We start from the raw sequence: 23,415 nt of genomic DNA, 5'->3' as shown, positions 1-23,415 counted from the left end.
AAGTATGTAAATTAACAGCCATACAAAGCGAATATTCTATGATTTGGAGAGAGCCGGAAAAAGAAATTATACCATTATTAGAAGAATTAAATATTGGTTTTGTTCCCTTCTCTCCATTAGGCAAAGGATTTTTAACTGGAAGATTCAATGCTGATTCAGAGTTTTCAAAAAATGATTTTAGAAGTTCTGTACCAAGATTCCAAAAAGAAAATTTAAAGCAAAATCAAGTATTGATTGAAATTTTAGAAGATATTGCTAAAACAAAAAATGTATCAAAATCACAAATAGCATTAGCTTGGGTATTATATCAAAAACCATTTATAGTACCAATACCGGGAACAAGAAAAATAGAAAGATTAAAAGAAAATATATACTCTGTTAATGTAGAGTTTACTAATGAAGAATTAAATAAAATAAATGAAGCAATATCAAAAATAACTATACAAGGAGAAAGATATCCGAAGGAACATTTAGAAATAGTAGGAAGATAATATTTTTTGTATTTATAATATTATACTTGGGGCTTTGCCCCATACCCCACTTCTTTTGCGACCGCAGGGAGTGCCTGTGGTATTGCCACAAAGAAGCTTATATCCTCGATAAACTCGGATACGCTTCGCGAAAGGCTATATTTGCCAAAGTCCACCTTCACTCTGCGTGCCTTTGGAAAGGTGTACTTAAACTTAATAGTTTATATTACATGTAAAAAAACTTAGTATTATTTAGTACTAAGTTTATACTTGCACTTTTTGGTTCTTTGACGAAGTCCGCAGAGCGTATGCGGCGGGAAAAAGAACAACAAAAAATTTATAAACTTAATTTTTTTTAGTATATACATAAAAAACTATATTTTATAAAAAATTTGTTTATTATTTTAATTATTTGTAATGACTAGTATAAATTATAAAATATAGTAAATACTTATTAATTTGTTAAAAAATAATTATATTAAATAAAATAAGCAACAATAAAAATAAACGAGCAGCTAATAATTTTAGTTATTAGCTAATCTAAAGCGAGTTTATTGATAACAATAATAAAATAAACGAGCAGCTAATAACTTTAGTTATTAGCTAATCTAAAGCGAGTTTATTAATAACAATAATAGGAATTTAAAATGAAAGCATTGATAGCATATTATTCACATTCATCAAACACTAAAAAACTTGCTGAGTTCATAGGAAAAGTTGTAAAATCAGAATTTGCAAATGCTGAAATAGACTTTTTTTATACAGAACCAGAAAAAGCATATTCACCAAGTTACAACACAGTTTTAAATGAAGCTAAAAGAGATATAAACAGTAATATAAAACCAAAATTAAAAAACAATATAAAAAGCATAGATGATTATGATGTTATATTTATAGGAAGTCCAAATTGGTGGAATACAATTGCACCTCCGGTAAATACATTCTTGAATAGTTTTGATTTCTCTAATAAAATAATAATGCCTTTCTGTACTCATGGAGGCGGAGGTTCTGGAAGCATTAAAAGAGATATAGAAAAAGAATCAAAATCTAAACAAGTGTCCAAAATATTAAGTGTATATGGAAGTTCTGCCTCAAGTGCTGAAAATGAAATAAAGAAATGGATCAAAGATATATTTGTAAAAATAAAATAATGTAATTTATATTTCATATTAATAGATTATATAAAAATGCAGTCTTTCGCAAAGCATATCCGAGCTTGTCGAGGATATAAGCTTCTCGCCGCAGGCGGGCTTCGCCTGTGCCAACAAAAGAACTAGGTGTGTGGGCAAAGCCAGCACAAATAATTAAAATAAAAAAGGAGAAATAAAATGTCAGATTATCAATATCCAAAATCACCAGAAAAAACTATATTTATAAAAAACGGAGAAGGTAAAAAATTCAAAGGAGCAAAAGAATATTTTACAGGAGATGTTGAAGTAGAAATTCTTACAGAGCCTAATGAAGATTCACATTTCTCTGTAGCTTATGTAACATTTGAAGCAGGGGCAAGAACCGCATGGCATACTCACCCTTGCGGACAGCATTTAGTAGTAGTTGAAGGTATAGGACTTACTCAAGAAGAAGGCGGAGAAGTTTTGGAGTTCCATGCGGGAGAGGCTCTTTACTGTCCAAAAGATAAAAAACATTGGCATGGTGCTTCACCAGACTGCAAAATGAAACACATTGCTATCACTGGAGACAAAGACGGCAACAATGTTACTTGGTTAGAACATGTTACTGATGAAGAATATAATGCTTATAAAAAGAATAAATAATTAATTATATAAATTGTTAAAAACTTATGAGTGCCTTTTACAAATAAGACGCTTATAAGTTTATATTATTGACATAATTTATTTTTTAATTTTTCTAAAAATATTTTTGAAGCTTCTGAAAATACTTGATTCTTTTTCCAAACCACCCTCAATTCTATTTCTAATCTTGGATTTAATTGTATAAAGTGTAAATCACTTGTATTAGTTGTATTAACTAATTTATCTATAGTTAAAGCATATCCTATACCTTCCTCAACCATTAATGCTGCATTATAAATCAAATTATAACTTAATATAATATTCAATTTATCAAAATCATTTCCTATCCATTCACTAAATTTTGAAGTCTGTATTTTATTATTAAAAAATATTTTTGGACACATTATAGGTATATCAAATAAATCATGTTTTTCTATGAATTTATTTTTAGATAAATGCGAATCTTTTCTCATTAATAATCCGTAAACTTCTTTATAAGGAATATCTATATAATCATATTTAGATAAATCTATATCGCCTATAAGTATTCCAAAATCTAAAAGTCCTTTATCAAGTTTCTCTGTAATTTCTGAATATGCTCCGCTATGAATATGGTATATTATTTTAGGATAAGACTGTCTAAGACCTTTTATAACATCTGCAATTAATTTTATATAATAAGTTTCTGCACATCCTATATAAATATCGCCTGCTATAACATCATCAGAAGATTTAAACTCCATTCTAGTTTTTTCTATCATATCAATAATTTCTTCTGCTCTCTTTTTAAGTAAAACACCATCGGAAGTAAGTTTTATACTATAATTACTTCGTATAAATAATTTTTTGCCAATTTCTTTTTCTAAATTGTTTATTTGTCTTGATAAATTAGGCTGTGTCAAATTAAGAGAATTTGCTGCTTTAGTAATACTTCCCTCTCTGGCAGCAGTTAAAAAATATGTTAAAGACTTTATATCCATTTTTTAAGACCAATTAATTTTTATTTTATAATATCATATTCAGCATTATATATCAATACCTTTTTAGCATAACTAATTATAAGATATAAGTATTTGATATATTTCAATAATAACTTAAAATTACTACATAAAACAAAGAAAAAAGGAGAATATTATGACTATATCAGAAGTAAGCGAATTAACAGGTTTATCAAAAGACACTTTAAGATATTATGAAAAAATAGGAATAATACCTGAAATAAACAGAAACAAAAGCGGCATCAGAAATTACAATGATTATAATTTGCAATGCATAAAATTCTCAAAGTCAATGCGTGATCTAGGAATACCATTAGATTCAATAATTAAATATATAAAATTATACAAAAAAGGAAAAAACACTTTAAACGAAAGAAGATCAATACTAATAAATGAAAGAGATATTATGCAAAGACATATTAATGAAATGAAAATGAAATTAGAAATGTTAAACAAAAAGCTAGAAGAAAAAGACTTTTTTAATTAAAAAATATATTTTCACATTGACATTGGAGTTAACTTCAATGCTACAATCATAAAACAATTTATTAATACACAAAAAGGAGAAAAAATGAAAAATATTTTATTAATCTTATTTGTTTTGATTGCAGCGATATCATGCAATTTAAATAATACCAACAATACTGCTTATAAATATAATGCAGCACCAACAAACACAGTTTTAATAAAAAATGGAGAAGGACAAAAATCAAAAGGTTCATCTGACTATTTTACAGGCGATGTTGAAGTTGAGACCATAACTTCTCCAAATGAAACTTCAAAATTTTCTGTAGCTTATGTAACATTTCAGGCTGGTGCAAGAAGTGCATGGCATACTCACCCTTCTGGACAGCATTTAATAGTTATTGAAGGTATAGGACTTACTCAAGAAGAAGGAAAACCTATACAAGAATTTAGAGCCGGAGATACTTTATATTGTCCTTCAAACATAAAGCATTGGCATGGTGCTTCTCTTAATTCACCTATGAAACATATTGCTATAACAGGAGATTCAAATGGAAACAGTGTTACTTGGATGGAACATGTTACTGATAAAGAATATTACAGTTATACAAATCAATAATTATGAGGATTATTATTTATGAAAAAAATTATTATAACTTTTATACTATTTACAGGATTATTCACTATGAATGCATTTACTCAAAACACAAGAATAAAATTAACTTTTGGCAGCAATGAAATCTATGCCGTAATCACAAATTCAAAAGCAGGAAATGATTTTTTATCATTACTTCCTTTAAATATTAAAGCAGAAGATTATAACAGCACAGAAAAAATATTTTATTTAAGTAAAAAATTAAATACTCAAAATGAACCAGACGGAATAAATCCTAAAGCAGGAGATATAACTTATTATGCTCCTTGGGGAAACATTGCTATATTTTATAAAAATTTCAGATATTCAAATAATTTAATTTATTTAGGAAAATTTGAAAATGCATCAGACATATCAAAACTTTCAAATATGAAAGGAGATTTTGATATACGTATTGAAAAAGTAAATTAATATTTTATTTAATAATTTGGAGATACTATGAATACTATAAAATTAAATAACGGTGTTGAAATGCCTATTCTAGGATTTGGAGTATACAGAGTAGAAGATTATGAGGAATGCAAAAAAGCATGTCTTTATGCCATTGAAGCAGGATACAGACATATAGACACAGCATCAATATATCTTAATGAAAAAGCTGTTGGAGATGCCATAAAAGAAAGCGGAATCAATAGAAAAGAAATGTTTATCACTACCAAATTATGGATACAGGATGCTGATTATGATAAGGCAAAGAAAGCATTTCAAATATCTATGGAAAAATTAGGATTGGACTATTTAGATTTATATTTACTTCACATGCCTTTCGGTAATTATTATGCAGCTTGGAAAGCAATGGAAGAATTATATGAGTCTGGATATATAAGAGCTATAGGATGCTGCAACTTTTATAAAGATAGATTAATTGATTTTACGGCACATAGTAAAATAACACCTGCAATTAATCAAATAGAAACTCATCCATTTTTTCAAAGATGGGAAGATCAGAATTTAATGAAAGAATATAACATCACATTAGAATCTTGGGGACCTTTGGCAGAAGGAAAAAATAATATTTTCAATAATGAAATATTAAAAAGTATAGGCAAAAAATACAATAAAACTGTAGCTCAAGTTATTTTAAGATGGCTTACTCAAAGAAATATACCTATTATTCCAAAGAGTATAAACAAAGAAAGAATAATAGAAAACTCTAAAATATTCGATTTCACATTAGATGATAATGATATGAATATTATAAAAACTTTGGATAATAATAAAAACATAATATTTCTTAATGATGATGCTGACTTTATAAAGCAATTATTAAAATTGAAATATTAAAAATTAATAAAAATTAAGGAGATTATTAAATGAAAAAACATATAAAAAATTTTATTTTAATTATTTCTTTTGTATTAATATTGTCTTGCAATAATCAAAGCAATAATAATACACAAGAAAATAATACTTCAAACACAAACATTCAAAATAATAAAGTATATGTTACAAATAATTATGAAGGCAGAATACCATCAAAAGGTTTTGCTGCATTTTCTGAAAATGGTGTGTTTGAACCTTATGAGTTTACAAGACATGAAGTAGGAAGCAACGATATATTAATAGATATATTATACTCTGGAATATGTCATAGCGATATACATTCAGCAAAAAGTGATTGGGGAACTTCAAACTATCCTATAGTACCGGGACATGAAATAGTAGGAATTGTAACTCAAGTAGGAGAAAATGTTACCAAATTTAAAGTAGGAGATTATGCAGGCGTTGGCTGTATGGTTAATTCCTGCGGAGAATGTGAAAATTGTCTGAACAATCAGGAGCAATATTGTTTAAACTCTTTTGTAGGAACTTATGATAACCCAGATAGATTCCATGATAATGAAATAACAAGAGGAGGATATTCTGATAATATAGTAGTATATGATAAATTTGCTGTAAAAATACCAGATAATGCAGATATTAAAAAAGTTGCTCCATTATTATGTGCCGGAGTAACAACATATTCTCCTATAAAAGTTATGAATGTATCTAAAGGAGATAAAATTGGAATAGCAGGTTTCGGAGGATTAGGACATTTAGCTGTAAAATATGCTGTTAATTTAGGAGCAGAAGTTACAGTATTTGATATCACAGAAGAAAAAAGAGAAGATGCTTTAAATATGGGAGCTGTTAAATATGTAAATGTTAATAATGCTAATGAACTTACAAATTTAAATAATACATTAGATTATATAATAAGTACAATACCTGCCAACTATGATATTTCAATGTATATGAATATGCTAAAAAGAGGCGGAGAAATGGCTATTTTAGGAATACCTGCAATAGAAAATATGCCTAATATAAATGTAGGAACTTTAATACTAGGAAATGGAAGCAGAAAATTATTTGGTTCTTTAATAGGAGGAATGAAAGAAACTCAAGAAGCTTTAGATTATTCTGTAGCCAATAACATATATCCAGATGTTGAAATAATCAATGCTGATGCTCAGGCTATTACAGAAGCATACAATAAAGTGATTAACGGTGAAGTAAAATTCAGATATGTAATAGATATGAAAACTATAGATAATCAATAAAAAACTAAAAAAGCGAGGTTATTAAGAAATGAAAAAAACTTTAAAAACTATTTTATCTTTATCTATCTTAGTTATACTATTTTCATGCATAGCAAATTCACAAAGTAAAGGAGGAAATTTAACTATGACAGAAAAAGCAAAAAACAAATATAATGAATTATTCAAAAGAGATGCAAGCTTAACTAAACCTAATGATCCAGATCTAGAAAGTATATTTAATAATTTCTTATACGGAGAAGTTTATAATCATGGAACATTAGATCCTAAATTAAGAGAACTTGTAACATTAGTTTCTTTAACTGCCTCACAAGGTACTGATATGATAAAACCTCATGTAGAAACAGCTTTGAATATTGGTGTTAGTCCTATAGAGATAAAAGAAGCATTATATCAATGTTCGCCTTATGTAGGATTTCCTAGAGTATTTGCTGCATTAGAAAAAGCAAATGAAGTATTTAAAGAAAAAAATATTTCACTTCCTATAGAATCTCAATCAACAGTTACAGAACAAACTAGATTCGATAAAGGACTTGAAATACAAACTAATACATTTGGCACAAGAATATTAGACGCTCATAATAATGCTCCAGCAAATCAAAAACATATTCAAAATTTCTTATCAGCTAATTGTTTTGGAGATTTTTATACAAGAAAGGAACTTAATATGAAAGAGAGAGAGTTATTAACTTTCATAATGATAGTATCTTTAGGGGGAGCTGAGCCTCAGGCAGCTTCTCATGCAAGTGCTAATATATCTATAGGAAACAGTAAAGATATGTTAATAGAAGCTGTAACTCAATGCATACCTTACATAGGTTATCCAAGAACATTGAATGCTATAGCTATAATTAACAATCTAAAATAATTAAGATTAAAAATTCACATTAATTATACTCTATCGTAATAAAAATATAATGAAAATTAAAAATGCAAGATAGGTATATATTTTTCAAAATAAAATTTTAAGAATAATAAAATAGGAGGATCAAAAATGAAAAAAATAATTAAAAGAATATTAATGTCATTGCTTCTTTCAAGTACATTATTGATCGGAGGTTTAAATGCTCAAAGTTCTAAAACTTTAATAGTATATTTTTCTTGGGGCGGAAACACTAGAACAGCTGCTAATATGATAAAAAATCTTACTCAAGCAGATATATTTGAAGTAAAAACTGTTGAAGCATATCCAAGTTCTTATAATGACACTGTAAATCAGGCAAGAAAAGAACAAAATGATAATTTTTTACCAAAATTAAGTGCTAATATAAATAATTTAGCTAACTATGACACTATAATATTATGTTACCCTAATTGGTGGGGCACTATTCCGCAGGCAGTAAAACAATTATTATTAACTCATGATTTCAGCGGTAAAAAAATCGCTCCTTTATGTACTCATGGCGGAAGCAGAATGGGAAGAAGCGTTACTGATATAACTTCATTATGTCCTAATTCAACTATACTAGAAGGTTTGAGTATATCTGGAGGAAGTGTTAATAGTTCAGAAAATAATATAAAAAACTGGCTTCAAAATATAAACATATTATAAAACTTTTATTCTCCTGCTGCTTATTATAATTAATAGGCAGTAGGAAATAAAAAATATTTTAAGGATTATATAATGAAAAAATTATTATTAGTGTTTTTAACAATATTATTAAGTATATCATGCAGCAATATATCTAATAATACACAAAATAAAATTATTATAGATAAACAAGGAAGTTTTACATTTGGCGGTAAAGTATCATCTGCAAATGGAGAATTTGAAAAATATACTTTATTTCCAAGTTCAAACGGACAAACATATCATAGCGACCATGGATATACATTTTATCAAATACCTGTCAATGCTAAAAAATATCCTATAGTATTTTTACATGGAGGCGGACAATCTGCTAAAAGTTTTGAAACTACTCCAGACGGCAGAGAAGGTTTTCAAAATATTTTCTTAAAAAAAGGATATAGTGTATATTTGGTAGATCAGCCAAGGAGAGGAAGAGCTGGAAGAAGTTCTGTACCTATAACTATTAACCCTACTCCTGACGAGCAGTCTTTATTTAATTGGTTTAGAATAGGTTCTTGGCCTGATTTTTTTGAAAATGTACAATTCAAAAATGATGAAGAAACTTTAACTCAATACTTTCAGCAAGTTACTCCTAATACTGGTAATTTTGATGAGGAAATAGTATCTGATAGTTTATCTGCATTATTTGATAGAATAGGAGAAGGAATTTTAGCAGCACATTCTCAAGGAGCCGGTCCTGCATTTTTTACAGCAATAAAAAATAAAAATGTTAAGGCATTAGTTTTATATGAGCCAGGCGGATGCAGTTTGCCTTTTCCTGAAAATACTTCCCCTACTAATATTACTATGCCTGCATATTTTCCTATAAAAGAAATACCTGAAGATGATTTCAAAAAATTAGCAAGCATACCTATAGTAATTTATTATGGGGATAATATACCAAAAGAAAAATCTGATAATCCTTATTTGGAAGAATGGAGATTAAGAGTAGAATTAGTAAAAAAATGGGAAGAAACTTTAAAATCTTATAATGCTGATGTAAATGTTGTAATTCTTCCAGAAATTGGAATATATGGAAATACTCATTTTCCTTTTTCAGATTTAAACAACTTAGAAATAGCAGATTTGCTTGAAAAATATTTAAAAGAAAAAAATTTAGAATAATATAAAAATATTTAAAAGGATTTATAAATGAAATACGTAAAATTAAATAATGGTTTAGAGATGCCTATTTTAGGTTTTGGAGTTTATCAAATTCAAGATTATGATGAATGTAAAAAAGCAGTATTAAATGCTATTGAAACAGGATACAGACTAATAGACACAGCAGCTTCATATAAAAATGAAAAAGCTGTTGGAGATGCTATAAAAGAAAGCGGTATAAATAGAAAAGAATTATTTATAACAACAAAATTATGGATACAAAAAAACGGTTATGAAGATACTGAAAAAGCATTTAATAATTCTCTTGAAAAACTTCAATTAGATTATTTAGATTTGTATTTAATACATCAGCCTTTCGGTGATTATTATGGAGAATGGAGATGCATGGAAGAATTATACAAAAATGGAAAAATTAAAGCTATTGGAGTATGCAATTTCTTTGCTGATAGATTAGTTGATTTAATAATGCATAATGAAATAGTACCTACTGTAAATCAAGTAGAAGTAAATCCATTTTATCAAAAAAATGATTATCAAACTATTATGCAGGAATATAATGTACAAATGCAGTCTTGGGCTCCTTTTGCTGAAGGAAGAAACAATATGTTTAATAATGAAATATTATTAAGTATAGCTAAAAAATATAATAAATCAGCAGCACAAATAATTTTAAATTGGCTTGTAAAAAGAAATATAGTAGTAATACCTAAAAGTGTTAGAAAAGAAAGAATGGAAGAAAATTTCAATATTTTTGATTTTGAATTAGATGACAGCGACATAAAGTTAATTTCATCTCTTGATAAAAATGAAAGTTCTTTCTTCTCTCATCAGGATCATAAAATGGTAAAACTCTTATCAGAAAGGGTCCTTGAATAATTTAATAAATATAAGGAGAATAGAAATGAATAATAATAAAGATGTTCTAGTTTTAACAGGAGCCGGATCTATAGGAATTGCTATAGCAAGAAGAATGGGCATAGGAAAACATATAGTACTTGCCGATTTCAATATAAAAAATGCTGAAAGAGAATCCAAAACATTATACAATGCAGGATTTCAAACATCAGTATGTGAGACTGATATTTCTTCGAGAGAATCAATTTTAAAACTTATAGATTTTTCAAAAGGCTTAGGAAAAATAAAATATTTTGTTAATGCGGCAGGTGTTTCACCTTCTCAAGCACCAATTGAAGATATTTTAAAAGTTGATTTATATGGAACAGCTGTACTTCTTGAGGAATTCGGCAAAGTAATAGAAGAAGGCGGAAGCGGAATAATAATATCTTCTCAATCTGGATATCGTTTAGGCTCTTTAACTGATGAAGAAAATAAAATGCTTGCAACTACACCTACAGAAGAATTATTATCTATGCCTATACTAGAAAAAGCTTCTGATACATTAAAAGCTTATCAATTATCAAAAAGATGCAATTGTCTTAGAGTAATGTATGAATCTGGTAATTGGGGTAAAAGAGGAGCAAGACTAAATTCAATAAGTCCCGGAATAATAATCACTCCATTAGCTAATGATGAATTGAACGGCCCAAGAGGAGCAATGTATAAAAGAATACTTGATCTTTGTCCTTCTAAAAGAGCCGGAACTCCAGATGATGTTGCCAATGTTGCTGAACTATTAATGACTGACAGAGGATCATTTATTTCAGGAAGCGATTTTCTTATGGACGGCGGCGTAACAGCATCTTGGTGGTACGGAGAATTATCAAACAATAAATAAAACTTTAATACTAATCATAAATTATAAAATCTATTTAAGGAGGATTTATGAAAAATTTAATATTTATACTTTTATCAATAATTATATTATCATCATGCAGTAATAAAAATAATTCTGACAAAACAATAAAAACAGATTACATGGTTTCTAATATTGAAAATTCAGAAAAACAAACCGTAAATATAAATTATACTCAAAGCGGTTCAAAAATATTAATAGCATATTTCACTTGGTCAGATAACACAGTAGTAGAAAATCCGGCCTCTATTGATGTAAACGCTGAAACTTCTGCAAGCGTACTTTCTCCAGGTAATGCTGAATTAATAGCTACTTGGATACAGGAAGAAACAGGAGGAGATTTATTCAGCATAAAAACTCAAAATAAATATTCAAGCGATTATGATGAATGTTTGAATCAAGCTAGAAAAGAAAGAGATAATAATGAAAGACCTGCATTAACTGACAAAGTTAATAATATAGATGATTATGATGTTATATTTTTAGGCTTTCCAAATTGGTGGTATACATGTCCTATGGCAGTATTTACATTCGTTGAAAGCTATGATTTATCAGGAAAAACTATAATACCATTTTGTACACATGGAACAGGAGGACTTTCAAGAACAATAAGAGATTTAAAAAAATTACTTCCAGCCGACTGCAAAGTATTAGAGCCTATAGGAGTATACAGACCAGAGGTGAAAAATTCAAAAAGTAAAGTTGTAGATTGGGTGAGAAAATTAAATTATTAAAATTATAATAGTAGTTTTTTGAAAAATAAATTAATAAAAATTTTTAAGTTTATCAGTTTTTTGTTGTTCTTTTTCTCGCCGCATACGCTCTGCGGACTTCGTCAAAGAACCTTATATCCTCGATAAACTAGGATACGCTTCTCGAAAGTGCAAGTATAAAATTAGTATAAATCATACTAAAATTATCTTACATGTAAGATAAATTATTAATTTTTGTGCAATAATAAATAATCAGCCGCACGTATAGTTGACATTTGATAAGATGGAATAGTACCGTGCGGGAAGGTGCCGCAGCTAGCGGTTGACAAAATATAGTTGTTTAGGTATATGCTAAAAACAATCAATTATATTATATAAAAAGGAGGAACTTATTTATGAAGAAAATAATTAAAATAATAATAGATATAATAATGACTTTGCTTTTTTTCATTTTAATGGCATATCATTTTACAGGCGATGCTATACATGAATATTTAGGTTTCTCGCTTTTTATATTTTTTATACTTCATCATATACTAAATTTTCATTGGTATAAAAACTTGCCAAAAGGAAAATACAGTTTTAACAGAACATTAAATACATTTATTAATACTATGCTTTTTATATGTATGGCAGGACTAATGATAAGCGGTATACTATTCTCTCAAAGGGTATTAGGTTTTCTTAATATTCATAATAGCGGAATGTTCACAAGACGCCTACATATGATTTCAAACTCTTGGGGATTCATATTTATGTCGGCACATTTGGGAATGCATTGGGGTATGTTCATAAATATGAGCAAAAAATTTATAAATATAAAGAAAGAAGTATCTATAATAATAGCTTCATTAATAGCATTATATGGAGTTATTTCATTTATTAAAAGAGGACTATATAATAAAATGTTTTTACTTGTGGAGTTTGCTTTCTTTGATTATGAAGAGCCTGTAATATTATTCTTCACTGATTATATATCTATTATGGGTTTATTCATATTTATACCATACTATATTCAAAAATTAAATAATTATATAAATAATAAAAATAAATAATATCAAAACTATAATAAATATAAATAAAGCGGCTAAATTTATATATTTAAGTCGCTTTTTTGTATTTAAATTTTATGTAAAATATTGTATTATTTTAGTAAACATTAATTAACATAATATTTAACATGCACTCAATAATATGATATAAAATACCGTTATTTATAGTATTGATAAAATTTTTTTGTTAATATAATATTATTATATTAATAATGATTCTTAAAAGGTAAAAGGTTTATTAAATGAATTTTTTAGAAATAGAATTAAACAAAGATAAAAAAATAATAAGTGAAGATTTTAAATATAGGAAGAAATTAATAGTTGTATTCATAATATCAATATTGGTAACAACTCTGCTTCTGGTTAGACTATTTTATTTACAGATAATAGAAAATGAACATTATGATAGCTTAGCTAGAAACAATAAGGAACAAATTATTCCTATAGATGCATACAGGGGGGAAATTTACGATAGGAACGGCATTATAGTTGCTGAAAACATCAAAACCTACACAATGTATATGATTCCTGTTTATTTACCTAAGAATTATTTTGAAAGAGAAGAATTACTATACAGAGTATCAAAAGTATTTAATATAGATTTAGGACATATAAAATCAAGTTTAGAAAAAGTTTCAAAAAACAGCTATGAATCTGTAGAGATATCAGAAAATATATCAATGTCTCAAATGAGTTATTTAGCTGAAAGGTCAGAAGAATATCCCGGAGTATATTATGGAAGCAAATCTATAAGACACTATCCTCTTGGCGAAACTATGACGCATGTACTTGGGTATATAGGAAATATATCTCAGGAAGAATTTGAAAGCAAACAGGCTGAAGGCTACAGAAGAAACAGCGTAATAGGTAAAGAAGGTGTAGAACAGTTTTACGATAAAGAGCTTAGAGGAATAGACGGATATGTACAATGGATAGTAGACTCAAGAAACAGAGTAAAAGAAACTATAAGCCCTGCAATAGGAAAGCCTATACCGGGAAAAAAACTTATATTAAGTATAGATTCTAAAATACAAAAAGACGCTGAAGACTTAATAAAAGGTCAAGTTGGTACTGTAATAGTATCAAAACCTACTACAGGTGAAATATTAGCTATGGTAAGTTCTCCTTGGTATGACCCTAACATATTTATAGGTAAAATAGACAGACAAAAGTATGCAGAACTTATCAATAACCCAGCAAACCCATTCTGGAATAAAGCTATAAGAGGTAGATATCCTCCAGGTTCTACATTTAAACTTGTAACTGCTGTTGGAGCATTGGCTGAAAAAAGAATAGGAGTTAATACTACAAGATTCTGCGGCGGCGGTATGCTTCTTGAAAACAGATTCTACAGATGTACAGGTCAGCATGGATATGTTAATATGTACAGAGCTATTCAGTACTCTTGCAACACATATTTCTATAACTTGGCTTATGAATTAGGACCTAACTTCATCAAAAGATACGCTGAAATGTTAGGATTCGGCGATGTTACAGGCATAGATTTACCTGGTGAAAAAGTTGGAGTTGTTCCTAGTGCCGATTGGAAAAGAAGAAAAATCGGTGAATATTGGTGGGACGGTGACACTATTCAATACGTTATGGGTCAAGGTTATATGTCTGCTACTCCTATAGCTGTACATATGGCAACTTCTGCCATAATTAATGACGGTGTAATGTACAGACCTCATGTTGTTAAAGAAATAAGAAGTTCTCAAACTGATGAGGTTATATACAATAATGATAAAATAGTAATTAAAAAATTAGATATAGACAAGAACATATTTACAGTAGTTAAAGAAGGTATGAGAATGGCTGTAACAGGCGGTACTGCTAGAAATGGTGCTTGGTCTCCTAATATAAAATTAGCAGCAAAAACAGGTACAGCACAAAACGCTCAAGGTAAAGACCATACTTGGGTTACAATATTCGGGCCTTACAATTCAAGACCTACTGATGATATGGTAGCCGTTACTGTTATGTTAGAGCATAGTGGTGGCGGTGGCGGTACTACTGCTGGCCCTATTGCTACAGCAATGCTTCGTTCTATACTTGGCGGTGAAGATGCTGTAGAAGCTAGAAACGTAATTTATGCTAGAATGCAGTATATATATCAGCAAATAAGACTTGCTAGAGAAAAAATGAAAGCAGAAGCAGAAGCTAAGGAAAACGAAGAAACTTTAGAAAATATTGACGGAGATCAGCAAAAAGAAGAAGAAAAAGAAAATAAAGAAGATGATGAAAGGATAAAATATGAATGATAAAAAAGAATTAAAAAAATTATTTGTCTTCGATTGGAAAATATTAGCAGCTGTTATATTTTTAATGGTTGCTGGAGCTATAGCGGTATATTCTTCTACATACTCTCCAGAATCAGGAAAAACTAGCTGGATGTTCTTGAAATTCATATTTTTCTGTGCTACTGGGCTTGTTTTGGTATTTATAAGTATGTTTATAAATTACACAAAATTAGCTGAACATAGAATGTCTTTATACATACCTATGCTTGGAGTTCTTATTCTAGTTTTAATACCTGGAGTAGGAACTACAGTAAACGGCAGCAGCAGTTGGTTATTTGGTATGCAGCCTTCTGAATTTGGTAAAATAGTCGTTATTATATTCTTAGCTGGTTATTTGGATCAAATAGGAGATAAGATAAAAGAGATTAAATATTTTGCCTTGGCTGGTCTTTTTATATCAATACCAATAGGTTTAGTATTGCTTCAGCCTGACTTAGGTACTGTACTTGTATACTGCTTTATAGTATTTATAATGCTTTTTGTCGGCGGTGTTCCTACAAGATATATTATAGCATTAATAAGTATTGGTGTTGTAGGACTTTCAATACCTATGTTCCTAGAATATAAAAGAATGTCTGATGATATTGATAATATACTTTTTAACTTTTTATCTCAAAGAATATATATAGGTTATTTGGCAGGAATATTCCTTTTTGTATCTGCCCTACTCCTTACATTAAATTTCTATATGAACAGTAAATATGTGGGTTTATTATCATTCACATTCTTTGTATTATTCTTATGTATGGGAGCAGCTTTAACTTTCGATATAGGATTAAAAGAATATCAAAAACAAAGATTATTAGTATTTATGAACCCTCAATTAACAAGGCTCAGTTCAGGATATAATATCATACAATCACTCATAGCCGTAGGAAGCGGAGGTTTATTTGGTGAAGGATTTTTAAATGGAAGCCAATCACAATTAAATTTCATACCTCAGCAGGTAAATGACTTCATATTCTCAAATATATGTGAGGAATGGGGATTCATAGGAAGTGCATTAGTAGTTCTTGCCTATGCTGTTATATTTATAAGAGGAACTATGGTGGCATATTTTGCTAAAGACAGATTAGGTGCTTTAATTGTATCTGGTGTTGTTGCTATGTTTTTATGCCATGTTATAATTAATATTGGTATGGTTGTAGGAATGATGCCTATAACCGGTTTAACTTTGCCTTTTATAAGCAGCGGAGGATCATCTATATGGACTTTTTCAATATCTATAGGTTTGATCTTCAATGTTGAGGCAAGAAGATATGTACATCAAGTTTAAGAAGTTATTGAAATGAAAAGCAGTAATATTTTAACAGAAAAGGTTTTAATAGTTGATTCCAATATAGACTATGCAAATTTTTTACAAAAGTTTTTAAAAGAATCAGGTTATTTGGCTTATATAGCTTTATCCTGCGAAGAAGCTATAAGTATGGCTTATGATAAAATACCAGATTGTATACTTGTAGATTATATGCTTCCTAATGCAGGTGCCGGACGTATATCTCAGCATATAAAAAACGATAACATATTAAAAAACATAGCCATACTATTTTTAACTGCAACTGATAATAAAAGTGAATGTTTAAAATCTTACGAATGCGGTGCTGACGGATTTTTCTTAAAATCTATGGACACAGATGTTTTATTGTTAAAAATGAAATCATATATAAGATTAAAAAAGGCAATAGAATCAAATCTTATGTATATGAACATATTAAAACAAGATATAGAATATGCTTCAAAACTTCAAAAAACTATACTTTCTTATGGAAACACATCAATTCCCAAAAATGACATATCTATATACCATTATGCTCCTAATGAAGTTTCAGGCGATTATATAGGAATAAAATCTATTAATGATGGTTGGTATGCTATATTGCTTGTAGATGTTTCAGGTCATGGAGTTGCTGCAAGTATGCTCACTATATTAATAAAGTCTTTTTTTGATTCACATGCTGTAATTGATTCAAAAAATACCCAGCCGGCAGAATTTATAAAAACTTTGAATAGTTTCTTTATAGAAGAAAATTTTGATAAAAGTTTATTTGCTTCAGTATTTTATGCTATATACAACAATGATACAGGCGATTTTATATGTTCATCTGGCGGTGCTCCAAAACCAATATACCATTCAAAAGATTCAACTGTAGAAATTGACACAGAAGGCCCATTAGTTGGTATGGTAGAGGACAGCAGCTATTCTGATATAACAACTAAACTCAATCATAATGATTTATTATTCATATTTACTGACGGAGCTTATGAAATATTTGGAAATGATGGAAAAATGCTTGGAGATGACTGCTTAAAAAAGATATTCGTTAAACATTGTCATAAAAATGTAAATATAATGCAAGACTGTATTATCAAAGAATTAAAAACTTATTCTAATAATGTACTTCCTGATGATATAAGCATGATTATATTAAGAAGAACTATATAAATTTACATTAAATTTTATTTCCTATATTAAAAAAATATGATAACTAAATATTTTATTATTACGATAATAATTATGATAACAAAATCTAGTTGACATATTATTGTTTTATCTATATTATTGTTAGCAAATATTATTAAGGTGAACAAAGGTTATGAGATTAAAAATAGCGATTTTAACTATAGTCAATTTAATAGCATTTATAGCATTACTTTATATGTTTGATATCTTTGGAGTTGTAAACTATTATACTTTAATGCGTAATAAAATAGCCCCTAATGTTCCGGGTTTTTTAACTAAATTTACACAAAAACAAAGAGTAGAAGATATGACACTACTTGCAAGAGAAGATTTAAATAAAATGAGAGAATCTTTCAATTTAAGAGAAAAAGATTTACAAGCTCAGGAATCTTTAATAGCAAGCAGAGCATTAGAATTAAATACTCAATCTGAATTAATAGAACAAGACAGACAGAACTTATTAAATGCTTGGTCTAATTATCAAGCAACTATGGACGAATCTTCTCAATATCAATTGGTATTAACAGATTTGGCTAATAAAATCAATAGTATGCCTCCTCAAAATTCTGTAGCATTACTTAATCAATTGGCTGCTAATGGTTCTGATGATTTAATCATAGACGTATTATTAGAAATGGATTCTATAGCTGCAGCTGAAGGAAGAAACAGTACTACTTCTTACCTTTTAAGTTTGATGGATCCAAATGTTGCTGCTAGAATATTAGAGAAATATGAAGCTAGATCTAATCCTGGCAATAATACAGTACCTTCTTCACCTAATGATTTCCCAAATTATTTACCTGATCAAATGAATAATGATGCTATGTTAAATGAAGGCATAATGGATATGGGTGCGTAAATAATAATATATTAAGTATACAACAAATAAAGCCCTTCTTAAATATTTAAGTTGGGCTTTTTTATTTAACCTAATTAAATAAATATTGACAAATAGGCTCTTATAAGATATAAATATTTAATTATAATTTGGGAGGATTATAATATATGAAAAAAATTGTCTTAATATTAACTATCTTATTTTCTTTTAATCTTTATTCACAAAATATTGATGAAAAACCAATGAAGGTAAATGAAAAATACTTTACTGAAAATGGAAACTTAAAGGATAACAGAAAATTATCAACTTATGCTATTAGAAAAATAAGATTCACTGATAATTCATCTTATGAAATGCTAATATCAAAAAATAATAACTGGTACTATTACACACTCTTTCAAATAGAACAAAGCAATAAATATAAATATATTGGAACTATTGCTTTAAAAAGTTTTAATCAGAATATAGAAGGACTTATTGGAAGTATAGTATATAAAGATGATTATTTCACTATAGAACATAGTGTTATGTCAACTTTAAAAATGTATATAACATTCAAATATAATGATGATAAAAAGATATATTTAAATAAAGCCAGTATGATTATAGAAGTTATTGAGAACAATGCAGATGAAATGAAAAAAACCGCTAAACAAGTTGACAGCAATGTAGTTCCAAACAAAATTTTATATAAAGATGTTACAATGGATATGATATCAAAATTATTAAGTCTTGATATATAAAAAGTTACTAAATATATTATGGAAATCATCAGCTATGAAAAAAATTGTATTAATATTAACTATACTATTTTCTTTTAACATATATTCTCAAGATTCTAAACCTATCAAAATAGATGAAAGTTATTTCACTGATAATGGTAATTTAAAAGAAGATAGCGATTTAAAAATTAATGTAATAAGAAAAATGAGATTTAAAGATAATAGTACCTATGAAATGATAATATTAAAAAATAAATATTGGTATTATTATACTTTATTTCAAATAGAAAAAAATAATCAATATAAATACATTGGCAGCATTCCATTAAATACATCTATATTTAACATAGACGGTCTTACTGCTAATGTAGTTTATAAAAATAATTATTTTACTCTTGAACATCATATAATGAACAACCGAAAATTATATATAACATTTAAATATAATGATGATAAACAAATATATTTAAATAAAGTTAGTATGCTTGAAATAAGCAATATAGGAAATGAAATAACTACAAATCAATATAACGGCAATATAACACAGAATAAAATTTTATATAAAGATGTTACAAAAGAAATAATATCTAAATCATTAAATATAGAGTTATAATATATGAGAGCATTTTTAGCATTAAACTTAAACGAAGAAATTAAAAATAAATATTCTAATATACTTAGAATAAATGAAAAAACAGCCGAATTAAAAAAAGTATCAAAAGATAAAATGCATATAACATTAGTATTTTTTGATAAGATAAAAGAAGAACAAATAGAATTAATAAAAAAAGAAGTGATAAACTCCTCGCCTACTCCATTTAATATAAACTTTGAAAATATTTCCTACTTCACAAATAAATTCAAAGATATAAATGTTATATTCATAAAAGCTGTAAGTGAAGAATTAGAAAACTATGTAAAAACTTTAAGAAAGAAATTAGACAATATAGAAAATCTTAAATACGACAGAAAAGATTTTAAATCTCATTTAACTTTAGCAAGATTAAAAAGAGTATATAACAATCAAAAATTAAAAGAAAATATTGAAGAAATAGAATTTACACAATCATATTTTTTAGCTAATTCTATAACTTTATATAAAAGCGACTTTGTAAATTACACAGAAATTTTCACTGTTAATTTTTAATAATTATATACTAATATAAAAAATAAAAAGCAATGGACTTAAAAATTTAAATCCATTGCCAAATAAAACTCCCACTATTGTTTAATATTTATTCTCTTACTCTATTAGCAGCATCATTGATATCAAGTTTATAAAGCTCATCAATAAAAGCAACTGCAAAACTAGCAGGGCCTTCGGCTTTTTTTGAAGCTTTATCTCCGGCTGAAGCCATTATACACATAGCTGAAGCAGCGGCGATTAAAGGCTCAGCAACTGCAATCATAGCACCAGTTACAGCAGTAGATGTACAACCCATACCAGTATTAACAGGCATTAAAGGAGAACCTCCGCTTACATATAAAACTTTATTACCGTCTATTATAATATCAATTTCTCCGCTTATGCTTACAACTGTATTATATTCTTTAGCTAAATGCTTACCTGCCTCAAGTGCCATATTAACATTAGCTGTACTGTCTACTCCTTTAGTTTTTATGCTCTCTCCTGCAAGAACCATTATTTCAGAAGCATTTCCTCTAACAACTTTAGGATTATAATTTTTAATCAAATCAATAGCTGTTTTAGTTCTTAATTTTGTTGCTCCTGCTCCTACTGGATCAATAACAAAAGGAACATTCTTTTTATTAGCTATTTCACAAGCCTTATGCATAGCCTCAATAGAAACTGTAGTTAAAGTTCCAATATTAACAACAAGAGATGAAGCAATAGAAAGCATATCTTCAAATTCTTCTTTCTCAAATGTCATCACAGGAGAAGCTCCAACTGCAAGCAAAGCATTAGCTGTAATTTGCATAACAACGTAATTTGTAATGTTATGAACTAATGGGCATTTTGCTTTCATATCTGTGATAGCTTTAACTATGTCATTTTGTAAAGTATTCATTTTATTACTCCTTAATATTTTTATAATAAATGTTTTAACTGCAACATAAATATTAAAGTTAACTATATATGCAGCTGCGAGCCGCAGCACCTTCCCGCACGGCACTGTTTCATCTTATCAAATGTCAACTATATGTGCGGTTGATTACTCATCATTACACAAAATAAATAATTAAATAAAATATGAATAGTATGATTAAATACTAATTATTATTTATACTTTAGTAAAGCATATAAAAGTTTATTAAGTAAATAAATATATTTTCTCAATTTCTATATTTTATAAATATATTATTAACTTTTTTGCCGCTCAAAAAAGTTGCAAAAAACGCAAATGCTAGAACTTTATATTAAAAACATGTCTATTAAATATAGGGTATAGCCTATAAAAATGCAGTCTTTCGCGAAGCGTATCCGAGCCTGTCGAGGATATAGGTTCTTTGTGCCAATACCACAGGCACTCCCTACGGTCGCAAAAGAACTGGGGTGTTACGAAGTACGCAGAGCGGTGGTGCTAGTCCCCACAAATAACCTAAATTTAAAATTGTGTTTTTAGTATACACATAAAATTTTTCTTATTATTTTCCCTACGCTCTAGGCTATATTAAAAAGAAATATGCAAAAGGCACCGCCAATATCAAAGAAAATATTATTCTCTCTATCCATATAACTATAATATCTCTTATCCTTATTGGAATGTCGGTAGCAAGCATACAAGGAATAGGTGCTGCAAAATAAAGTATCTCAGAAACGCATACTATAGCTATTACACTTTTAGCTAATTGACTTGAATCCATAATAATACTTGAAGAAGAAAACATCTCAACTATTGTTATAGAGCAAGCCTTGGCAACTGTATAAGCCTCATCTCCTAGTCCTAGTAATTTTGTAAACGGTAAAAATATATAACTAACAAAATCAAATAAAGGTGTATAATTAACTATTAAAAGTCCTATAAAAGTTATAGCCATAAAATTAGGCATTATAGATATTGATATCAATAAACCTTCTTTGAGATTTTTTAATATGTTATCTAAAAAATTATTTTGTTTATCAGCAACCTTTACACCCTCATCTAATGCCTTACTAAAAATATTACCTCCTGTAAATTTAGGTTCTTCAATTACATCTCTATTCAAATAGCCTTTATCCGATTTACTTCTTAATGGATAAAGTCTTACTGTAATTGCTGTAACTATGAATGTGATAGCCAAAGTTCCCCAAAAGTATATATTCCATTTATCTATAATACCTAGAGTTTTGGCAACAACAACCATAAATGTAGTTGATACTGTAGAAAATCCTGTAGCTATTATACATGCCTCTTTGGTAGAATAGTATCCCTCTTTATAAACTTTATTAGTAATGAGAAGTCCAACAGAATAACTGCCTATAAAAGAAGCCAAAGCATCTATTGATGACATACCCGGAGTTTTCCAAATAGGACGCATTATATAACGCATAAATATTCCTACAAAAGCCATAAGCCCATAATCAATAAGAAATGATAAACATACCGCACCTATTGGTATAAGAACTGCAACCTGTGTTAATAGTCTGTAAGAGAAAGGAAGCATATTAGGTTTATGAAAGTCAGCAGGGCCTAATTTGAAATAAGCCATTATAACAAAAGGTATTGCAAAAAGTTTAATAATTGAAAATACTATTTCTGTTTTATTTTTATTCCAAGACTTATTTATAAAAGGAAATACTCCGCCTATCATAGTAATTATTATACCGTAATAAGGTTCAACGAATGGTATCTTTCTTATAAAACTTACTAAATGATCTATAGGTATCGATTTCACACCATTAATATTTATGCTGATAAAAAACATAAATACACCTACAGCACTTAAAATAAAAAATTTCAAATATGATGATTTACTGTATTTAATGGTCAAATCATTGTCTTTTAAAACATTCTCAGAGTTTGAAACATTATTCATAAAAATTTCCTTAAATATAAATTA

25 protein-coding genes are annotated in these 23,415 nt (G+C 28.2%); 22 read left to right on the top strand and 3 right to left on the bottom strand.

Features of this window, described 5'->3' with window-relative positions; translation table 11 throughout:
- The 3 genes from R4K56_RS05435 to R4K56_RS05425 all read left to right on the top strand — a co-directional run.
- The coding region (locus tag R4K56_RS05435) for an aldo/keto reductase (protein WP_335772222.1) at positions 1 to 491 on the top strand (491 nt) is incomplete at its 5' end.
- 626 nt (positions 492 to 1,117) lie between these two features.
- A complete protein-coding gene (locus tag R4K56_RS05430) occupies positions 1,118 to 1,621 on the top strand; it encodes a flavodoxin (RefSeq protein WP_048594537.1) in 504 nt (167 codons plus the stop codon).
- A 177-nt stretch (positions 1,622 to 1,798) separates the two neighbouring features.
- A complete protein-coding gene (locus R4K56_RS05425) occupies positions 1,799 to 2,245 on the top strand; it encodes a (R)-mandelonitrile lyase (protein ID WP_335759505.1) in 447 nt (148 codons plus the stop codon).
- 65 nt (positions 2,246 to 2,310) lie between these two features.
- Here R4K56_RS05425 and R4K56_RS05420 read toward each other — a convergent pair whose 3' ends face one another.
- Positions 2,311 to 3,204, bottom strand: a complete 894-nt coding sequence (locus R4K56_RS05420) for a LysR family transcriptional regulator (RefSeq protein WP_335772221.1) — start codon at positions 3,202 to 3,204, stop codon at positions 2,311 to 2,313.
- 154 nt (positions 3,205 to 3,358) lie between these two features.
- On the opposite strand from R4K56_RS05420, the gene R4K56_RS05415 reads away from it, so the two are divergent.
- From R4K56_RS05415 to thpR, 19 genes are all read left to right on the top strand, one after another.
- Entirely contained in the window at positions 3,359 to 3,709 is a 351-nt protein-coding gene (locus R4K56_RS05415; protein WP_335772220.1) for a MerR family transcriptional regulator, read from the top strand.
- Between the two features lie 84 nt (positions 3,710 to 3,793).
- Positions 3,794 to 4,306: a (R)-mandelonitrile lyase gene (locus tag R4K56_RS05410; RefSeq protein ID WP_335772219.1), complete on the top strand. Its 513-nt coding sequence runs from the start codon at positions 3,794 to 3,796 to the stop codon at positions 4,304 to 4,306.
- Between the two features lie 18 nt (positions 4,307 to 4,324).
- Positions 4,325 to 4,753 carry a cyclophilin-like fold protein gene (locus R4K56_RS05405; protein WP_335772218.1) on the top strand — a complete coding sequence of 143 codons (429 nt, stop codon included), beginning with the start codon at positions 4,325 to 4,327 and terminating at the stop codon, positions 4,751 to 4,753.
- Between the two features lie 27 nt (positions 4,754 to 4,780).
- Complete coding sequence (locus R4K56_RS05400) at positions 4,781 to 5,626, top strand: aldo/keto reductase (RefSeq protein ID WP_335772217.1); 846 nt, start codon at positions 4,781 to 4,783, stop codon at positions 5,624 to 5,626.
- Positions 5,627 to 5,655: 29 nt separating this feature from the next.
- Positions 5,656 to 6,882, top strand: a complete 1,227-nt coding sequence (locus R4K56_RS05395) for an NAD(P)-dependent alcohol dehydrogenase (RefSeq protein WP_335772216.1) — start codon at positions 5,656 to 5,658, stop codon at positions 6,880 to 6,882.
- Positions 6,883 to 6,910: 28 nt separating this feature from the next.
- Complete coding sequence (locus tag R4K56_RS05390) at positions 6,911 to 7,747, top strand: carboxymuconolactone decarboxylase family protein (RefSeq protein ID WP_335759496.1); 837 nt, start codon at positions 6,911 to 6,913, stop codon at positions 7,745 to 7,747.
- A 126-nt stretch (positions 7,748 to 7,873) separates the two neighbouring features.
- Positions 7,874 to 8,431, top strand: coding sequence for a flavodoxin (locus R4K56_RS05385; RefSeq protein ID WP_335759495.1), 558 nt, complete (start codon positions 7,874 to 7,876; stop codon positions 8,429 to 8,431).
- A 72-nt stretch (positions 8,432 to 8,503) separates the two neighbouring features.
- A complete protein-coding gene (locus tag R4K56_RS05380; protein WP_335772215.1) occupies positions 8,504 to 9,574 on the top strand; it encodes an alpha/beta hydrolase in 1,071 nt (356 codons plus the stop codon).
- A 27-nt stretch (positions 9,575 to 9,601) separates the two neighbouring features.
- A complete protein-coding gene (locus R4K56_RS05375; protein WP_335772214.1) occupies positions 9,602 to 10,450 on the top strand; it encodes an aldo/keto reductase in 849 nt (282 codons plus the stop codon).
- A 25-nt stretch (positions 10,451 to 10,475) separates the two neighbouring features.
- Positions 10,476 to 11,309: an SDR family oxidoreductase gene (locus tag R4K56_RS05370; RefSeq protein ID WP_335772213.1), complete on the top strand. Its 834-nt coding sequence runs from the start codon at positions 10,476 to 10,478 to the stop codon at positions 11,307 to 11,309.
- Between the two features lie 47 nt (positions 11,310 to 11,356).
- Positions 11,357 to 12,061 (top strand): flavodoxin, encoded by a 705-nt coding sequence (locus R4K56_RS05365; protein ID WP_335772212.1) that lies wholly within the window; start codon positions 11,357 to 11,359, stop codon positions 12,059 to 12,061.
- A 374-nt stretch (positions 12,062 to 12,435) separates the two neighbouring features.
- Positions 12,436 to 13,095 (top strand): DUF4405 domain-containing protein, encoded by a 660-nt coding sequence (locus tag R4K56_RS05360; protein WP_335772211.1) that lies wholly within the window; start codon positions 12,436 to 12,438, stop codon positions 13,093 to 13,095.
- Positions 13,096 to 13,334: 239 nt separating this feature from the next.
- Positions 13,335 to 15,353, top strand: a complete 2,019-nt coding sequence (gene mrdA / locus R4K56_RS05355; protein WP_335772210.1) for a penicillin-binding protein 2 — start codon at positions 13,335 to 13,337, stop codon at positions 15,351 to 15,353.
- On the top strand, positions 15,346 to 16,668 hold the full coding sequence (locus tag R4K56_RS05350; protein ID WP_335759489.1) for an FtsW/RodA/SpoVE family cell cycle protein: 1,323 nt from the start codon (positions 15,346 to 15,348) through the stop codon (positions 16,666 to 16,668). The genes mrdA and R4K56_RS05350 overlap by 8 nt, the downstream gene beginning before the upstream one ends.
- A 12-nt stretch (positions 16,669 to 16,680) precedes the next feature.
- Positions 16,681 to 17,835: a fused response regulator/phosphatase gene (locus tag R4K56_RS05345; protein ID WP_335757704.1), complete on the top strand. Its 1,155-nt coding sequence runs from the start codon at positions 16,681 to 16,683 to the stop codon at positions 17,833 to 17,835.
- Between the two features lie 151 nt (positions 17,836 to 17,986).
- Positions 17,987 to 18,712, top strand: a complete 726-nt coding sequence (locus tag R4K56_RS05340; protein ID WP_297297055.1) for a periplasmic-type flagellar collar protein FlbB — start codon at positions 17,987 to 17,989, stop codon at positions 18,710 to 18,712.
- Positions 18,713 to 18,858: 146 nt separating this feature from the next.
- Positions 18,859 to 19,434 (top strand): hypothetical protein, encoded by a 576-nt coding sequence (locus R4K56_RS05335; protein ID WP_335772209.1) that lies wholly within the window; start codon positions 18,859 to 18,861, stop codon positions 19,432 to 19,434.
- Between the two features lie 34 nt (positions 19,435 to 19,468).
- Complete coding sequence (locus R4K56_RS05330; RefSeq protein ID WP_335772208.1) at positions 19,469 to 20,026, top strand: hypothetical protein; 558 nt, start codon at positions 19,469 to 19,471, stop codon at positions 20,024 to 20,026.
- 3 nt (positions 20,027 to 20,029) lie between these two features.
- On the top strand, positions 20,030 to 20,560 hold the full coding sequence (gene thpR, locus R4K56_RS05325) for an RNA 2',3'-cyclic phosphodiesterase (RefSeq protein ID WP_335772207.1): 531 nt from the start codon (positions 20,030 to 20,032) through the stop codon (positions 20,558 to 20,560).
- Between the two features lie 88 nt (positions 20,561 to 20,648).
- Here thpR and thiM read toward each other — a convergent pair whose 3' ends face one another.
- On the bottom strand, positions 20,649 to 21,443 hold the full coding sequence (gene thiM / locus R4K56_RS05320) for a hydroxyethylthiazole kinase (protein ID WP_335772206.1): 795 nt from the start codon (positions 21,441 to 21,443) through the stop codon (positions 20,649 to 20,651).
- Between the two features lie 598 nt (positions 21,444 to 22,041).
- Complete coding sequence (locus tag R4K56_RS05315; protein ID WP_335772205.1) at positions 22,042 to 23,391, bottom strand: YjiH family protein; 1,350 nt, start codon at positions 23,389 to 23,391, stop codon at positions 22,042 to 22,044.
- Between the last annotated feature and the right edge of the window lie 24 nt (positions 23,392 to 23,415).

Source organism: Brachyspira pulli (genome assembly GCF_036997785.1).
Lineage (GTDB): Bacteria > Spirochaetota > Brachyspiria > Brachyspirales > Brachyspiraceae > Brachyspira > Brachyspira pulli.
Note: the sequence above shows the minus strand (reverse complement) of the source record. Positions and strands in the feature narration are given on the sequence as shown.

Bases quoted from the DNA above. Each gene is read 5' to 3' on its own strand.
- R4K56_RS05395 (WP_335772216.1), top strand. From the start codon at position 5,656: ATGAAAAAACATATAAAAAATTTTATTTTAATTATTTCTTTTGTATTA.
- R4K56_RS05360 (WP_335772211.1), top strand. From the start codon at position 12,436: ATGAAGAAAATAATTAAAATAATAATAGATATAATAATGACTTTGCTT.
- R4K56_RS05330 (WP_335772208.1), top strand. From the start codon at position 19,469: ATGAAAAAAATTGTATTAATATTAACTATACTATTTTCTTTTAACATA.
- mrdA (WP_335772210.1), top strand. From the start codon at position 13,335: ATGAATTTTTTAGAAATAGAATTAAACAAAGATAAAAAAATAATAAGT.
- R4K56_RS05405 (WP_335772218.1), top strand. From the start codon at position 4,325: ATGAAAAAAATTATTATAACTTTTATACTATTTACAGGATTATTCACT.
- R4K56_RS05340 (WP_297297055.1), top strand. From the start codon at position 17,987: ATGAGATTAAAAATAGCGATTTTAACTATAGTCAATTTAATAGCATTT.
- R4K56_RS05430 (WP_048594537.1), top strand. From the start codon at position 1,118: ATGAAAGCATTGATAGCATATTATTCACATTCATCAAACACTAAAAAA.
- R4K56_RS05415 (WP_335772220.1), top strand. From the start codon at position 3,359: ATGACTATATCAGAAGTAAGCGAATTAACAGGTTTATCAAAAGACACT.
- R4K56_RS05425 (WP_335759505.1), top strand. From the start codon at position 1,799: ATGTCAGATTATCAATATCCAAAATCACCAGAAAAAACTATATTTATA.
- R4K56_RS05410 (WP_335772219.1), top strand. From the start codon at position 3,794: ATGAAAAATATTTTATTAATCTTATTTGTTTTGATTGCAGCGATATCA.
- R4K56_RS05345 (WP_335757704.1), top strand. From the start codon at position 16,681: ATGAAAAGCAGTAATATTTTAACAGAAAAGGTTTTAATAGTTGATTCC.
- R4K56_RS05385 (WP_335759495.1), top strand. From the start codon at position 7,874: ATGAAAAAAATAATTAAAAGAATATTAATGTCATTGCTTCTTTCAAGT.
- R4K56_RS05350 (WP_335759489.1), top strand. From the start codon at position 15,346: ATGAATGATAAAAAAGAATTAAAAAAATTATTTGTCTTCGATTGGAAA.
- thpR (WP_335772207.1), top strand. From the start codon at position 20,030: ATGAGAGCATTTTTAGCATTAAACTTAAACGAAGAAATTAAAAATAAA.
- R4K56_RS05420 (WP_335772221.1), bottom strand. From the start codon at position 3,204: ATGGATATAAAGTCTTTAACATATTTTTTAACTGCTGCCAGAGAGGGA.
- R4K56_RS05315 (WP_335772205.1), bottom strand. From the start codon at position 23,391: ATGAATAATGTTTCAAACTCTGAGAATGTTTTAAAAGACAATGATTTG.
- R4K56_RS05365 (WP_335772212.1), top strand. From the start codon at position 11,357: ATGAAAAATTTAATATTTATACTTTTATCAATAATTATATTATCATCA.
- R4K56_RS05400 (WP_335772217.1), top strand. From the start codon at position 4,781: ATGAATACTATAAAATTAAATAACGGTGTTGAAATGCCTATTCTAGGA.
- thiM (WP_335772206.1), bottom strand. From the start codon at position 21,443: ATGAATACTTTACAAAATGACATAGTTAAAGCTATCACAGATATGAAA.
- R4K56_RS05380 (WP_335772215.1), top strand. From the start codon at position 8,504: ATGAAAAAATTATTATTAGTGTTTTTAACAATATTATTAAGTATATCA.
- R4K56_RS05375 (WP_335772214.1), top strand. From the start codon at position 9,602: ATGAAATACGTAAAATTAAATAATGGTTTAGAGATGCCTATTTTAGGT.
- R4K56_RS05390 (WP_335759496.1), top strand. From the start codon at position 6,911: ATGAAAAAAACTTTAAAAACTATTTTATCTTTATCTATCTTAGTTATA.
- R4K56_RS05370 (WP_335772213.1), top strand. From the start codon at position 10,476: ATGAATAATAATAAAGATGTTCTAGTTTTAACAGGAGCCGGATCTATA.
- R4K56_RS05335 (WP_335772209.1), top strand. From the start codon at position 18,859: ATGAAAAAAATTGTCTTAATATTAACTATCTTATTTTCTTTTAATCTT.